At 35.3% G+C, this 15,937-nt stretch carries 14 protein-coding genes; 4 read left to right on the top strand and 10 right to left on the bottom strand.

The window, feature by feature from the left end:
* Positions 1-79 precede the first annotated feature (79 nt).
* Positions 80-1,093 carry a FecR family protein gene (locus ACYVFA_RS13725; protein WP_460472403.1) on the bottom strand — a complete coding sequence of 338 codons (1,014 nt, stop codon included), beginning with the start codon at positions 1,091-1,093 and terminating at the stop codon, positions 80-82.
* 27 nt (positions 1,094-1,120) lie between these two features.
* The gene (locus ACYVFA_RS13720; RefSeq protein WP_460472402.1) at positions 1,121-1,723 is read right to left on the bottom strand and encodes an RNA polymerase sigma-70 factor; all 603 of its coding nucleotides are present in this window, start codon (positions 1,721-1,723) and stop codon (positions 1,121-1,123) included.
* Between the two features lie 243 nt (positions 1,724-1,966).
* On the opposite strand from ACYVFA_RS13720, the gene ACYVFA_RS13715 reads away from it, so the two are divergent.
* Positions 1,967-2,683, top strand: coding sequence for a head GIN domain-containing protein (locus ACYVFA_RS13715; RefSeq protein ID WP_460472401.1), 717 nt, complete (start codon positions 1,967-1,969; stop codon positions 2,681-2,683).
* On the opposite strand, the gene ACYVFA_RS13710 is transcribed toward ACYVFA_RS13715, so the two are convergent.
* Positions 2,680-3,318, bottom strand: coding sequence for a hypothetical protein (locus ACYVFA_RS13710; RefSeq protein WP_460472400.1), 639 nt, complete (start codon positions 3,316-3,318; stop codon positions 2,680-2,682). The two genes, ACYVFA_RS13715 and ACYVFA_RS13710, sit on opposite strands and share 4 nt — an antisense overlap.
* Before the next feature lie 104 nt (positions 3,319-3,422).
* Between ACYVFA_RS13710 and ACYVFA_RS13705 the strand changes: the two genes are divergently transcribed.
* Both ACYVFA_RS13705 and ACYVFA_RS13700 read left to right on the top strand, forming a co-directional pair.
* A complete protein-coding gene (locus ACYVFA_RS13705) occupies positions 3,423-5,768 on the top strand; it encodes a TonB-dependent receptor (RefSeq protein ID WP_460472399.1) in 2,346 nt (781 codons plus the stop codon).
* A gap of 12 nt (positions 5,769-5,780) precedes the next feature.
* Entirely contained in the window at positions 5,781-7,751 is a 1,971-nt protein-coding gene (locus ACYVFA_RS13700; protein WP_460472398.1) for a M1 family aminopeptidase, read from the top strand.
* Positions 7,752-7,760: 9 nt separating this feature from the next.
* Here the strand turns inward: ACYVFA_RS13700 and ACYVFA_RS13695 are convergent, their stop codons facing one another.
* The 5 genes from ACYVFA_RS13695 to ACYVFA_RS13675 form a co-directional block, all read right to left on the bottom strand.
* On the bottom strand, positions 7,761-8,642 hold the full coding sequence (locus tag ACYVFA_RS13695; protein WP_460472397.1) for a phosphatase domain-containing protein: 882 nt from the start codon (positions 8,640-8,642) through the stop codon (positions 7,761-7,763).
* 18 nt (positions 8,643-8,660) lie between these two features.
* Positions 8,661-9,650 (bottom strand): AAA family ATPase, encoded by a 990-nt coding sequence (locus tag ACYVFA_RS13690; protein ID WP_460472396.1) that lies wholly within the window; start codon positions 9,648-9,650, stop codon positions 8,661-8,663.
* A gap of 10 nt (positions 9,651-9,660) precedes the next feature.
* Positions 9,661-10,083 carry a hypothetical protein gene (locus ACYVFA_RS13685; RefSeq protein ID WP_460472395.1) on the bottom strand — a complete coding sequence of 141 codons (423 nt, stop codon included), beginning with the start codon at positions 10,081-10,083 and terminating at the stop codon, positions 9,661-9,663.
* Positions 10,084-10,167: 84 nt separating this feature from the next.
* Positions 10,168-11,199, bottom strand: coding sequence for a DNA polymerase beta superfamily protein (locus ACYVFA_RS13680; protein WP_460472394.1), 1,032 nt, complete (start codon positions 11,197-11,199; stop codon positions 10,168-10,170).
* Positions 11,196-12,215, bottom strand: coding sequence for an RNA ligase (locus ACYVFA_RS13675; protein WP_460472393.1), 1,020 nt, complete (start codon positions 12,213-12,215; stop codon positions 11,196-11,198). The genes ACYVFA_RS13680 and ACYVFA_RS13675 overlap by 4 nt, the downstream gene beginning before the upstream one ends.
* A 101-nt stretch (positions 12,216-12,316) precedes the next feature.
* On the opposite strand from ACYVFA_RS13675, the gene ACYVFA_RS13670 reads away from it, so the two are divergent.
* Entirely contained in the window at positions 12,317-13,387 is a 1,071-nt protein-coding gene (locus ACYVFA_RS13670; RefSeq protein WP_460472392.1) for a helix-turn-helix transcriptional regulator, read from the top strand.
* Here ACYVFA_RS13670 and ACYVFA_RS13665 read toward each other — a convergent pair.
* Positions 13,334-14,461: a hypothetical protein gene (locus tag ACYVFA_RS13665; protein WP_460472391.1), complete on the bottom strand. Its 1,128-nt coding sequence runs from the start codon at positions 14,459-14,461 to the stop codon at positions 13,334-13,336. The two genes, ACYVFA_RS13670 and ACYVFA_RS13665, sit on opposite strands and share 54 nt — an antisense overlap.
* A gap of 64 nt (positions 14,462-14,525) precedes the next feature.
* Positions 14,526-15,905, bottom strand: a complete 1,380-nt coding sequence (radA, locus tag ACYVFA_RS13660) for a DNA repair protein RadA (RefSeq protein ID WP_460472390.1) — start codon at positions 15,903-15,905, stop codon at positions 14,526-14,528.
* Positions 15,906-15,937: the final 32 nt, after the last annotated feature.

The following is a 15,937-nucleotide window of genomic DNA, read 5'->3' as shown; positions in this document are numbered from 1 at the left end:
TTTTGTAGCTATGACACTTCACAAATCTTTTTCCCCTAATTGAATTTTATTTTTTATTGAAGTGGTAAAATCATTTGAATTATTCAGCGCAACCTTCTCCATCAAGAATATATTTCTCGCCTTTGGTGCTTAGGGTCAAATTCAATGTTTCAGCAATAATATTTAAGGCGTTTGGAAGCGTTTCGTTATCGAATCTGGTAGTCAGTCGGCAGGATTTAATACGGTTATTTTTTAATGATATACTAACATGGTAGCCCTCTGCTAATACTTTGGTAATGTGTTCAAGACTTGAATCTTCAAATACAAAAACTTTGGTTTTATAAGCAAAAGCGTTTTTATCTATTACGTTTTGCTTTTTAATGGTATCTTCTTCTGCTTCAAAGGTGGCTCGTTCTCCGGCAATTAATTGAATTTCCTTCTTTTTATTCTTCAATTGTACTTTTCCTGTTTCTACACTTACCTCTACATTTTTATCGTACGCTTTTACATTAAACGAAGTCCCTAAAACCTTTATATCTGACCCTTTAGCATGAATAATAAAGGGCTTTGCTTCATTTCTTTTGATGTTGAAAAATGCTTCACCCGACAAGCTAATTTCACGGGTATCTCCTTTAAAATTTTCCGGATAGGTTAAGGAAGTATTAGAATTCAGGAATACAATTGAGCCATCGGGAAGTGTTTGCTCTAAAGTATTTTTTGTAGTTTTTAAAGAAATGTATTCGGGTGATGAATTTCTGAAAAAATAGGCCAATATCCCAACACTCAATAGAATGGTAATGCTGGCCGCAATTCCAATTGTAAAAAATTTCCGTTGTTTTGGGGCAGGTTTTAGAGTTATGAATGGAGTTTCCTGAGGCGAATCCATCTTCGATTTTACTTTCAACCAAGCTGCGTCAACGTCTACTGTTTGTGTTGTATCTTCCTTAATACTGCCTGTTTTATCCCAGATAAAGGCATAGTCGCTTAGTTCCTTCTGATTTTCTTCATTCTCCTGAAGCCACTTTTCAACCACAGCATTCTCATGTGCATCAGTTTCGTGCGCCAGATATTTGCCTAAAAGGTCTTCGTTATTATCAGAATGATTCGTATTCAAGTCTAACTAATTTATCTGTCCGGCTATTCAAATATACCAATACTCAATATTCAGTTGCATTAATCCCTCAATTAAAAGAATAAATAATGGCAGGTATTCAGCTAATTCAATTCGTAACATTTTCAAGGCTTTCCCTACCTGGTTTTCCACTGTCTTAGGAGATATTCCTAATTGCTCAGCAATCTCATGATATTTTAATTCTTCAAAGCGGCTCAATCTGAAAATCAATCGACACTGTTCCGGGAGTTTTTCAATAGCTTCTTCTATTTTTCGCTCCAATTCATTTTTCATCACCGATTGGCTTACTGACTCATAAGAACTTTCATAATAGCTATTAGCATATTGTTGATATTCCTCTCTGATTTTAAGGTGCTTGATTCGGTTTAAACAATGATTGTGTACAGCTCTGTACAGATATGATTTCAATGATATGCTTATTTCTAACTCTGCCCTCTTCTCCCAAATGCCTGAAAATAAATTCTGCACAATTTCTTCTGCCTCATCTATCTCTTTAAGCATTGAGTTAGCATAATTGCATAAGCTTTGATAATATTTCCGAAAGACTAATTCGAAAATACGCTCATTCCCTTGTCTAATTGCACCAACTATTTCTTGCTCCGATAATTGCACCGAGTAAAATTTGAAAGTTTATGCAAACATAGCTTTTTTCTAGTCAATATGGTTAGATGTATTTGATAAACGGATTTTTTTATATGACAACTCAACCTTTTAATACCCCTACATACTTTCAATAAAAGTTATTTTCACTGAATGAATTAGAATCTACTTACGTAAATGTAAAAAAATCTCATCTCAAATAGGGGTATACTTTTTTTCACTTGTCATACACACAAATACAAATAATATATGATTATGAAAAAACTAAGATTGAGTAGTTTATTGGTTATTATCCTGTTAGTTTTTAGCGTCAGTTCTTGTGAATTGATACAACAAGGCGTTGAGCCCCGTAACCCGGAAGATAAAACTTTCAATTTAAGGAATTTTGATAAACTCGAAATGGGCAATGCTTTTCAAATTACTGTGAAAAAAGGAGCAGATTTTAAAATAATCGCCAAAGGAGATAGACGGGACATTGACGACTTAATTGTAAAAGTAACAAGTGGGGAGTTGAAAATTTACTACTCAAAATGGCGAATCAGGCGCTATCGGATGGAAATTGGGATTGAAATGCCGAATGTGAAAGAAATTGATTTTTCAGGTGCTACTACTTCTTACCTTCAGGGTTTCAATAATCTAGATGAATTAGAAATCGATTTATCAGGTGCTTCAAAGGCTACATTATCAGCTAACGCCCGGTTTTACAAAGTTGATCTATCTGGTGCTTCAGAATTAGATTTAGAAGGAATGGGTAAAGAGATGTCAGTTGATTTATCTGGCGCTTCTAAATTAAATGCTTTTGATACAGTTGTTGACAAGGCTACTTTGGATGTCTCAGGAGCTAGTTCAGGAAGGGTGAATGTTAATGAAACTTTGAATATCAGAGCAAGTGGCGCGAGTAAAGTCAGGTACCGGGGAAATCCACATGTCAGTTCTAATCTATCAGGCAGTAGTAATGTCGAGAAAGATTAATTAGGGCTATAGAAATGAAGAAAACTCACTAAACGCTCATAGTTTAGTAGTTCTTCATCTGAGCCATTCTTTAGCAAAAAATGTCTGTAAATATTCGTAATTGTCGTAAAACTATGGTTATCCATTAGTTTTGCGGCAATTATTCCTTTAAAACACCTATGAATCTGATTATAAAGATATCTGCAAGGTTTGGTAGGCATATCATTGAGTAAATCGTCTATTTTTTCAAGGCAGGCGGCCTCTTCCAAAAACCTGAATCCTCTATTCTTAAAAAAACTCTTAATTTCTTCCAGAATCCTGTATAATTCCTCTTCATCAGTGACCTTAAACCGAAAATATTTGAGATTCTGAAATTTACCGAAACTAATGACTAGCGTATTGGCAGAAGCACGATTTCCCCTCGTATTATTAAGAAACTGTTGGGCCAACTGTTCAATAAATTCATAACGAATACCAAAGTTTACCTCAATCCAGAATTCTTTTTGTGTTTCGGAAATAGAAAATATTACATTCTGAAATCCGTTTTGTGTAGCTTTGCGAAACTGTTTATTATCTAGGTGCAGTTTGAAGTCATAAGCCTGGAAAAACTCTTCCAATTGCTGATAAAATTTCACTTCAAACTTACTTAAAATCATAGCGGTAGTTTTAATTACAGTTAATAAACTTTTGCTATACAAAAATGTTTAATAATTAGGAATAAAGTTCAAGTCTTTTAAGAAATTTTCAAGTTGAAAAGCAGATGTTTAAAAAATTTACCTTATCACTACTCACCCTATTCTTTTACATAAATCTTGCAGCTCAAACTACACAGACGATTCGTGGAAGAATCATCGATACTAATAACGAAAAACCGCTAGTTGGAGCAAATGTTGTTGTAAAAAATACAACTCAAGGCTCACAAACTGACGATAATGGTTATTTCAGAATTGAAAAAGTTCCGGTTGGTCGCTATCAGCTTGAAGTCAGTTTTGTTGGCTTTGAAACCCAGACTATTTCTGAAATATTAGTTGAGTCTGGCAAAGAGGTAGTTCTGGAAATCCGCCTGCAAGAAGCTACTAAACAATTAGGAGAAGCTATCGTAAAGGCGCCGTCTAATAATCTTACCGGTTCATTAACTAGCATTCATTCTATAACAACTGAGCAGATATTCCGTTATCCGGGTACATATCTAGACCCTGCTCGTTTAGCCTCTGCCTATGCTGGAGTTGCGAACGCGAATGATCAAGCGAATGGCATGGTCATCCGAGGAAACTCACCAAATAGTATGCAATGGCGTTTAGAGGGTGTCGAAATTGTGAATCCAAATCACTTAAGTAATGCAGGTACATTCAGTGACAGAATTACTCAGAATGCAGGAGGGGTTAATATCTTATCAGCTCAGCTATTAGGGAATATGAATTTTCTAACTGGTGCTTTTCCGGCTGAGTATGGGAATGCACTTTCAGGTGTGATGGATATGCGTTTAAGAAAAGGGAATAATCAAAAACATGAGTTTACAGCACAAGCAGGATTAATCGGACTTGATTTGGCAGCAGAAGGGCCTTTGAGTAATACTAAAAAGAATGGAAGTTATTTGGTGAATTATCGTTATTCATTTACAGGTCTATTAGGTTTGCTTGGTGTAACATTCGGTGGAGAGGACATAACTTTTCAGGATTTATCATTTAATGTTTCTCTGCCAACCAAGAAATCAGGTACTTTTACAGTCTTTGGTATGGCCGGATTAAGCAGTAATTATTTTGCTGGCAAACGTGATACTACGCTATGGGAAGTTCAGAAAGATGGTTTTGATATTAATTATACCAATAGAATGGGTGCTCTGGGTACAACACATAGTGTAAATATTAATGATAAGCTTTTATGGAGAACTACTCTGGTAGGTTCTGGTTTAGAAAGTGTACGTAAGGGGTACGTGTTAAGTAAAAATACATTTCAGCGTTACCTAACTCAGACAGATAGTGTTTTTAAAGGAAGAATTTCTTTTACCAGCTCGCTTAGCTATAAAATAAATGCTAAAAATCTGCTGAAAGTGGGGGCTTTTATTACCCATCAATCTGATGGAATTTATTCAGTTGACCCAGAGCAATCAGCTAAAGGAGAAGGGAGAGGTTTTGTGTTTCAACCTTATGTAAACTGGCAATTCACTCCTGCATCTAAGCTTACCGCAAATATTGGTTTACATTATTTGAATTATACTGTGAGTAAATCACAATCAGTTGAGCCACGTGTATCTTTAGGCTATCAGTTGAGCAGCAATCAATCGCTTGGCTTTGCTTATGGTCTGCATAGCCAACTACAATTACCACAGGTTTATTTTGCTTACAGCACTTTATTACAGAATACACCTAATGTTTCGCTTGGTTTTACCAAGGCACATCATTATGTATTAAGCCATCAATACTATTTTAAACATGGCTCTTATCTGAAAACTGAATTGTATTATCAGAAAATATTTAATGTACCTGTTATTACCTCTTCTCCATTATTTACCCAGAAAGTTGAACCAGGTTTCTCGACGCTTAATTTAGTTGAAGGCTTTATTGATGAACCTTTACAAAATAAAGGTACTGGTCAAAATTATGGTATTGAAATTACCTATCAGCAATACCTGACTAATGGATTTTATGCATTAATAAATAGTACATACTACAATTCTACTTATGTTGGGGGTGACGGTGTGAAAAGAAATACTCGCTATAATGGAAAGCATATTTTTAATCTGACTATTGGCAAAGAATGGAAATATAGTAAAGACCGTATGATTGGAACAAGTATCAGACTTATCTGGCTTGGCGGCTTTTATGAAACACCTATTGATGAAAAGGCTTCTCAGATAGCACGTAAACCTGTATATAAAGTTACCGAAGCATTTACAATAAAACAACCTGATTATTTCCGCCCTGATTTTCGTATTTACCTAAAAAAATCGAAACAAAAATATTCGCGTACCTTGGCTTTAGATATACAGAATATTGCTAGTTATAAAAATACTGCTTATAGTTATTATGATATTTTGCAGAAAAAAATAGTTAAACAATATCAATTGGGATTGGTGCCGATTTTAAGCAATCGTTGGGAATTCTGACCTTAAAAATATATGAGAAATTCATTTTTATATTTAGTGCTCATTTTCTTACCTCAAATTGGATTGGCTCAGGTAAGTGGTGGAGTGAGTTGTGCGCAGGGCAAGCAAAGTTCATTTGCCAGAAATGCTCGTAATGTAAGAGTATCCTATCCGGGGGATGATAAAATAGATATTGTTTATTATAAACTGAATCTGAATATTTCATATGCTCAAAGCTATTTGAAAGGTGAGGCCACAATCAGTTTTAAAGCGAAATCAACTATTTCAAATTGTTTTTTAGATTTACAAAATACGCTTAGAGTAGATTCTATAAAGTTGGGAGCAAAAAAACTGACTTTTGTTCAAGAGTCTGCTAAAGTTAATATTACACTTGACAAATCCTATACTGAAAATCAGGCTGTTACACTTGTCATTTATTACCAAGGCACTCCGGTTTCTGCAGCATTTGGTAGCTTTACCTTTAGTACACATGGTAATGTCACTCCCGCACCTGTTGTGTGGTCCTTAAGCGAGCCATATGGAGCACCTGCCTGGTTTCCTTGTAAAGATACGCCAGCTGATAAGGCTGACTCATCAGATGTATGGGTTACGATGCCTAAAGGGTTCGTTTCTGTATCAAATGGGGTTCTATCAAAGGTTGTAGATAATAGTAATGGTACTCGTACTTATCAATGGAAAAATCGTTACCCTATCGCACACTACCTAATTTCTATTTCTTGTAGCAACTATACTGAATATAAGAACTATTATAAGTATTCTGCTACTGATTCCATGGTAATCACACACTATATCTATCCGGAAAACTTTTCTTCAAATGTTAAAAACCAATTAGATCAGACGCCATTTATGCTTAAGCTTTTCTCAGATAAATATGGGCAATATCCATTTATTAAAGAGAAATATGGTCATGCTCAATGTGGTTTTGGTGGAGGTATGGAACATCAAACTTGTAGTTCAATGGGGAGTTTTGAAGAAAGCCTTGTAGCACATGAATTATCACATCAATGGTTTGGAGATAAGATTACCTGCAAAAGTTGGGAGCATATCTGGTTGAATGAAGGCTTTGCCACCTTTAGTGAAGCTGTTTATGCTGAAGCTATAGGAGGGAAAAATGCTTATCAGACTACCATCAATAGTGATATGTTTTATGCCAAGAGAGCTGTTGGAAGCATTTTTGTAAAAAACATCAGCAACGAAAACGAGATTTTTAACTTTAACCGTACCTATGCCAAAGGTGGCGTTGTTTTACATATGATAAGAGGCATAGTTGGCGATGAAAAATTCTTTAAAATTCTACAAAACTATCTGGTCTCCCCTGTAGCTTATAATTCAGCTACAACTGAAGATTTTCAGAAAGTAGCAGAACAAACCACTGGATTGAATCTGGATTATTTCTTCAAAGAGTGGATATATGGCGAGAGTTATCCTAAATACAATTATGGATGGACAAGCGCTAAAGCTACTGATGGTTCAACAATAGTAACTGTGAAAGTTACCCAGACAAAAAACACGACACCTGAATATTTTTCAATGCCTGTTGATATAAAGATTATTACCTCTCAAGGAGAAACTTCTACTACAGTTTTTATTGATAAAGCTACACAAGATATTGAGATTCCTAATATTAAAGGAGATGTAAACCAGGTAGTTTTTGATCCGGAGAACAAGATTTTAAAAGAGGCAACAGAAGTAAAAATTACCCCTACCGGTACTGAGCCTATCAGTGAATTGATCGATTGGAAAATCTCACCAAATCCAACAACAGGTGAAGTATTAGTCGATTTTACTTTGAAACAAAATACAGCTACTCAAATTTCTGTCTATGACGTTTTAGGTCGGAAAGTAAAAGAAATACCTGAAGAAAAGTTAAGTGCTGATAGATATACCAGAAATATTAAATTGAACGATTTGTCAGCAGGCAATTATATCATTCGCATTGGTTTTGGAAATTATTTCATTGCTAAAGTTTTAGTAGTAAGGTAAGCCTCACTACTAAAAATCGCCATAATTTACTTGTAAACATGGTAAACCTAAATCTAAACGCCACAAATCAACTACCTGATTACGATCATCTAATACAAACTTGACGTAATATTTATCTTTTACGTGCGCTTCATAGAGTTCTTTTTTCACTATTGAGTCTTTACGTGAATCTCCGGTAGTCCGCATATACAAAGCATCATAGGTAATATTATTATATTCCAGCCAATTGATGGTTTGTTTTCTGGCTTTTTCTTCACGTCCAGACATGAAAATTACTTTTGTTCCCAGTTGATGATAGGTCTTTACAATTTCGGCTACGGGTTTATTCAGCAAATCAGTTTCACAACGTTCTGCATCAAAAGGGCTTCTAGCGTGTAAAATTGCAAGTGTGCCATCCAGGTCACAAAGAATGGCTGGGGTTAAACTTTCATCTTGCCCTTGATAATGCGGGCCTCGTTCGTCTTTTAATATATGTTGTTTATACATTTTCATAATCACCTCCTTTCCTACTTTTTTCTCTCTCACTTCATCTCTTGCTAATGATTCTTCCAAAGAAGCCTTCATCTCTTTGATTTCTATTCTTACCTCTTCACCAGTATCTTTTCGATATTTTTCAACCACCTGACTAATACGCTCAATAGGGCGGTTAGATAAATTAGTATCATCAATTATCACATGATGCCCTGCTTTCAATGCTTCTACCAACATCAAATCACGCACCTTTTCGATAAATTTCTCATTATAGTTGGTATGATGTGAATTATCCAGCATGGCACGAAGTTCGTCTTTATTCAAGCGTTTCCACATTCCTCTTTTCTCATCTAATAATTTTCGGGCAAAAGTAGATTTTCCGCTTGCGGGTAATCCACGTAATATTAACACAGTTTTCATTTTCGTTTATTCTTTTCTTTAAGTGGTGGATATTGACGCCAATAATCTATTAATTTCTTCAATCATTTTGCTCATTCTATCGTCCCAATTTCCACTAATACTTATGTAATTAATTTGACGTTTATCGAGTTCTGCCTTAAAAGTCTGATACATTTCTTCTCGCCTATATCCTAAATCTCTTAATGGGTCATCTACCCATTCCACATCAATATTCAACAAGAAATATAAGTCATAATGAACCTCTTTTTCTAATGCTGGTAGTATTTCTGGAATGTAGTCCAGATAAAGTTTAGAGTAAATTTGCGTGGTAATGAGGTCTGTATCGCAAAATAAAAGTTTATTAGCTAACTCTGTTTTACTCTTTACCAACTCCGTTTGTCTTTTGCCTATCTTCACAATGATATCTTCATCAATATCATTTGATGTTAAAATCTCTCTAGCAGCCTCTGGTACAAATACTGTTTTATAATGATTAGCTAATTTCTGGCTCAAAATTGTTTTGCCAACACTCTCCGGGCCGAAAAGACATATTTTCTTTACGTAATAAGGTCTAACTATATATGGAATAAAATCCCAGTATTTAAAAGGATTTTGTCTGATTTTGGTAGCAGAAACTGGAATCTGTAAACGAGCCTTGTCAAACAAAACACAAGGTAAGTCTAAATGAAAAGATAATGGTTCTCCGTAATCCTCTGAACAAAAGAAGGCTTCAATATCTGGGAATTCCCTTCTTATAAAATCTGCCCAGAGTTTAGTCGCTTCGAAAATTGGCAAGCTTTCATCATGGAAATCATCAATCTTCTCAACTACTGTTATATTGGGTTGACCTTCGAAAATCTTTTGCAACCAGCCGAATCGTAAAGTATGGTCGATAGGATCGTTTGGCATAAAACTCATAGAAACAATGATATGTTCGCATTGAGATTTTGCAAATTCAATGAGCGCTAAATGCCCTTCGTGAACAGGCATATATTTTCCGAATACCAGACCTTTTTTTAATTTAGTCATTATGTTTACATTACAAATTCTCAATACTCCATTTTATTCCTTTTAAAACGCTATCTTTAGTAATTTCCCAACTCTGATTTTCACTTTGCTTCCAATCACAATCAAGAAATTCAGATTGTTGCATTTTATAATTTATACCCCAACCGTAATATTTGTCACTATACACTATTGATGTTTTATATGAATTAACCTTGTTTCTTACAAATTTCTCTAATCTAATAGCGCTTATATATTGGTCAGATAAATCAAATATCAAATAAGTATTATCAAGATTTAAATTAACCAAGGCTATTAAATGTTCTAAATACACTTTAAAACACGCTTTTTTCCATTCAATCTCATCTTGAATGACTGACTCAAACTCCAAAAAATCAGGAATAAAATAGAAGTCTGCTATATACGGACTTGGTCCTAACCAAGCGTCTATTTTCATAAATATATCCTTATGTGAATTACCTAAAGGATCCATTATAAATCTTACCATTATTCTAATTTGGCGTTATATATTTAATAATCCTTACATTACTGCATGTCTCACCTTCAATAATAAATCATTAACAAATTCATTATCTACTTCTTTTGGCAAATCACTGTTTTCAAATAATTCGTTTAATTCCAGAATCTCTTGTTCGGCTCTTTGCATAAATGCAGTTAAGTCGATTTCTCCTCTTCTGATCTTTAGTAATTCCTCTGCATTAGGTCTTCTTACATTAATCGTTTTCTGTGTTGCTATTTCAATAGCCATATCCAGTAAACGACGGCAATGCAATAAGTTTTTGCCATCAATTTGTTGCTGATGATTCGCAATGTCTACATAACGTTGTACATTTCTATTTTTCAGCCAGGTTTCATACTCTACATAGTCTTTACAATGTGATGAATATCCTTCCTGATTGAAACACATAATACTAACAGGCTTCTCTCCTTTTGGTACAGAGCTTAATTTAACATCATTTCCTTTTTCAGAAACGATTCCCTTATAATCTAATTCACCTGTGGCATCAAAATATAAGGCATAGCAATTTTTAAAATGATTTAAAGCCACTAGTCCACAATGTTCTGCCGACCAGTTATTTCTCTCCAAGAAATACGTGAGAGGCATAGTTTTGCCTTCTTCATAGATATAACAAAAATCAAAAGGTGTTTTTCTAGTGATTTTGTTGTGCTCCCAGTTCATTTTCTTTTCAAGACCCTTTGCTTTACTGATTTGGGCAATGGCATATCCACCAAAAGACTGGAGACATTTTTTTGTTAAAAATTTGTCCCTATTTTCTATAAGTAAATCAAAAGCAGGGTGTTTTTCGATAATACACGCAGATGGCATATATAGTAACTCTAGCATAGTAGGGTTTGCCGATTGGAGTAATTGCAAGAATCTTCGAACCTCAAAATAACATTCATCTTTTGAAACTTCAATCTGCTCTTTATACGAAAATCCAATCAAATCGTCTATGGATTGCGCATATACACCCTTATAGTCTATATCTGAATTCGTTGTGTTCGTGCCATAAGCTTGACTTCCTACAATTGCCTTGAATAAAATTTTCATGTTTCTATATGTGTCGCGAAAGGTTTTTTAAATTTTGGTCTAATCATTTTCCAGATAATCTGATTGTATGGTCTATTTTCCATCATTTTAAATAAAACTGCCGGGTAGCTGCAAGTCTGGTAATAAAGTGCTGTATCTTTTCTTATATCATACACTTTAAACTCCTCCATGGCTTTTGCTTCGATAGCTTTAAAATCATCAAATAACTGTTGTTCGGTCAGTTTTACCCAGTCATAAAATTCGTCTGGTACTCTATCTAAAATACCTACTAAATTATTTCCTTCCTTTAAATGTTCCCAGATACTGATATTTGATACACGAGTAATAATCTGATGCACACGTTGGTATTCATCAAATTTCACTTTCAGACGTAATCCTCCGGCAAATTTTATCACATATCCTTCTCTATTGGTTTCCTCCAGTTTTTTTAGGTGATACAAATCATTGATACCATCATAAAGTTTCACAACCTCAAAACCAATTTGTTCCAGAGGACATTCGTCTCCGGTTTTAGTATCAATTACTGCCAATAATATTAAGGCTCTGGTTTTTCCATAGTCAACTACAATCCGGTTTTCAGGATAGATAATTTCAAATAGATATGTTTTGGTTTTATCTAATAGTGGAATTGAAGTAGCATATTTTGTATGCAACATTTCAGTAGCCACTTTAGCCTGATCACTATTAAAAGAACCTCTGGTAGCAATATACGGAATTTCATCAATCCAATACAAGATTCCTAAAGAACCATCCATTTTTTCATAGATTTCAAATGATTCCTGTGGAATTGCCTGATTTTCTACCTCTCCCCAATTAAAGAATTTCTTGAATGGACGAGCCACTACTTCATAATCAGCATTCATGATTAAGCCACGACAAGCCAAAGTCCACTCATTCCAGACTCTATCATACTGGGCTTTAGCTGAATAATTATAGATATATAAATCGGCATTTGGATGCTTTTGTACATTGATATAATCGTTGGCAATTAATTCGTGAAGTGCTTGAATGTTCATTTTGTTTTTGGTTTATGCTACAAAACAAAACAGTCACTACGCAGTTTATTTGCGCAGTTAAGAATAATTTCTTTTTTTTGTCAAATATTTTTAAACTTTCTATGCCTGCTAACCGAAACGCCCTTGTACGTTATAAAACAATTGACGCGTGTTTAAGAAACCGACAACGCAAATGGACTTTAGAAGATCTGGTTGAAAAGGTTTCTGAAATGCTTTATGAGTACGAAGGTATTGATAAAGGCATTAGTATAAGAACGATTCAGGCAGATATTCAGATGATGCGCAGTGATAAGCTAGGCTACTTTGCTCCTATTGTTGTGGTTGATAAGAAATATTATACCTACGAAGATCCTAAATATAGCATTACTAATATACCGATTTCTAATGCTGATTTAGGGCGAATGAATGAAGCAGTTGAATTGCTTAAACAATTCAAAGGTTTTTCTCATTTCAATCAGTTAAATGAAGTAGTACAGAAACTGGAAGACCATGTGTATGCAACGGCTCATAAGCAGCATACGGTTATTAGCTTTGAGAAAAATGAGAATCTAAGGGGTTTATCTTATCTTGATTTGCTTTATCATTCTATTATCCAGAAAAAAGCAGTGCAAATGGCTTACCAGTCATTCAAGGCGCGTGAGGCAAATACGTTTACGTTTCATGTATGGTGGTTAAAAGAATTCAAGAATCGTTGGTTTGCCGTTGGAGTTCGAAGTGATCAGAGAATCATTCATAATCTTGCCTTAGACCGTATTGAGAAATTATGCCTTGATGAATCAACAGATTATATTGAAAATGATGTGTATGGTTCTGAAACTTATTATAAAGATGTGATTGGCGTAACTGTCTCTACAGGAGCAAAAGTTGAAGAAGTTACTATATTTGTGGCAAAAGCAGAGGCGCCTTATGTAGAAACCAAGCCGCTACATCATTCTCAAAAAATTTTAGAGAGAAATGCAAACGGGGTAATTTTACAAATTAATGTACAATTAAATTTTGAATTAGAAAAAGAAATTCTAGGTTTCGGTGAAGGAATGCAAGTGATTTCTCCAGAAGGGTTTAGAATGAGAATTCATGCCCGCATTCAAAAAAATGCACAAAACTATGAAACTATTAAATCAATACAAGGCCAGGTCATTCTGTACTCTGATAAACTGCCGGATCTTCCATAATACTGAATTACTTAGTTCATTTGTAATATTATCGAACTGTGTCCATCTTGATGGAGCAAATTGCTCTGTCCCAGAACTCATTGCCCCTGCTGGTAAGGCTCTGGAATCACCTGAGACAGTTACCCATTGGTTTACCCAATCATCATCATCATAAAAACTATCCCTCAAAACAACTTTATCCTGCTGATAGTCAATTACTTCAAACCAAACTCTACCTTCTGCCTTTAAGCTCTTAGTACATTTTGTAATTTTACCAGAAACTTTTTCATAAATGGGCTCCACTTTCACGCTATCTATTTTTTTCTCTCCAACCTTAACATCTTTTGAAAAGCTTTCTTCCGAGCAACTTCTGTTCTCAAAGCCCACATTCAGGTATTCATACCCAAAACTAATTACATAGTCGGGGCTGATATGACTTTGTGAGGCTGCTTCAGGGCTGAAAAACTGATAAAAGGGTTTTGCTTCAACAGACCTTGGTAAACTTCTGAATAAACTTCGTTCAATGTCCTGTACGTAGCTTTTATCGTATCTATAATTTCCCTCTAATACTATTCTTATTGAACCTATTTCCAAAGATTCTTCAATAAGTGAATCGATATCAGTTCTTTTCGGTGAAAACTTCTTGGCTTTTACAAAGCTATAATAAGCTTTTTGGGCATTAGGCTTAGTGTTTAAACCTAATGCCAATAGACCTTCCTCTAACCTATCGTCGGTTGCATTTTCTAATGCTGCTAATTGTTCTGCTTCATAAAAGACAGGCGTAACCTGATTCAGACAAAAGGTACAAGCCTGAATCTTCCAGGCCATTTCATTCAGTAATTTGTATTTATCATACACTTTCTCCCAATAAAATGGTGTTTTGGTTTGCTGTAAGCTCTCTATTTCGAGCAATAGCTTATCCTTTTGTTCCCGATATGCTAATTGTAGTCGTTGAGAAAATTTATCTTTTTGGGGTTTTCGCTCTACTTTTCTGGCATAAATATTTACATCTTTATAGGAATTTGAGTGCCAGCTTTTCGAAGAGCAAGCACCTAGAATTGCTAATAATACAAGAAGTGTGAAAAGTTTTTTCATAACCAAGCTTTATTACTAGTAAGATGCTTTTTTAAGCCAAAACGTTTAATGCGATACAAAAAATTTATCCAAATAATTCGCTGAACACTTCTTCCAACTTACTGGCTGCAAAAATTTCAATTTTATAGTTCTTCGTATTCAAGCCTTTCAGGTTAAACTTAGAAATAAATATCTTCTTAAAACCTAATTTTTCAGCTTCCGATATGCGATTTTCAATACGATTTACTGCTCTTACTTCTCCACCTAATCCAACTTCGGCTGCAAAACAATATAAGTGCGGGATGCTTATATCTTCAAATGAAGAAACAATAGAAGTACATACGGCCAAGTCTATTGCCGGATCTTCTACTTTTAAGCCTCCAGCAATATTCAGGAATACATCTTGCGTACCGAGTCTAAATCCGCCACGTTTTTCGAGTACTGCCAATAGCATTTGTGTACGTCGACTATCAAAGCCATTACTTGTACGTTGCGGAGTGCCGTAAGTGGCTGTACTTACCAAGGATTGTATCTCTATCAGCAAAGGCCTGTTGCCTTCTAACATTCCGGCAATGGTAATTCCGCTCAAATCTTCTTCTCTTTGAGAGATCAGAATTTCTGAGGGGTTGCTTACTTGTCGGAGTCCATCGCTTTGCATTTCGTAAATACCCAATTCAGAAGTGCTTCCGAAGCGGTTCTTGGTAGTTCGAAGTATCCGGTATGTCATGTGGCGATCGCCTTCAAATTGAAGTACGGTATCGACCATGTGCTCTAAAACTTTAGGGCCTGCTAATGAACCATCTTTCGTAATATGTCCAATCATAATAACCGGAATATCCGACTCTTTAGAGAATTTCATCAATTCGGCCGTACATTCTTTTACCTGAGATACACTTCCGGCACCAGATTCAATTAATGGCGAAACCAGCGTCTGTATAGAGTCGACAATTACAATATCAGGTTCTGTCAATTCTATTTGCCTGAAAATATTGTCAGTTGCCGTTTCATTCAAAATGAGGCAGCGTTCGTTCGCAAAACTCATGCGTTCTGCACGCATTTTAATCTGCTGTTCACTTTCTTCACCTGACACATACAAGACGGTATAGTCTTTTAAACTGAGTGCAATTTGCAACATCAGGGTTGACTTACCAATACCAGGTTCGCCTCCTATTAAGACTAATGAACCTGGTACAATACCCCCACCTAACACTCTGTTGAGTTCGCCATCGTCTGTAATGATTCTGTATCTTTCATGTTTTGCAATCTCGGAGAGAGCTTTGGGTTTGTTAGCTGTCTTAGGGGTACCTGAGGAACTAAATTTCCAGTTGCCTTTTTCGGGTTCGTCTTTCGTAACGACCTCTTCTACCATTGTACTCCATTCGCTGCATGAGGGGCAGCGTCCTAACCATTTAGGTGAATTATATCCACAATTCTGACAGAAATAAGCTGTTTTAACTTTTGCCATTCAATACAATTTTAAAAAATTTAAAGTTTATG

The sequence above is a fragment of the Emticicia fontis genome, assembly GCF_054779675.1.
The sequence above is the reverse complement of the archived record's forward strand: the minus strand, read 5'-3'. Positions and strand labels throughout refer to the sequence as shown.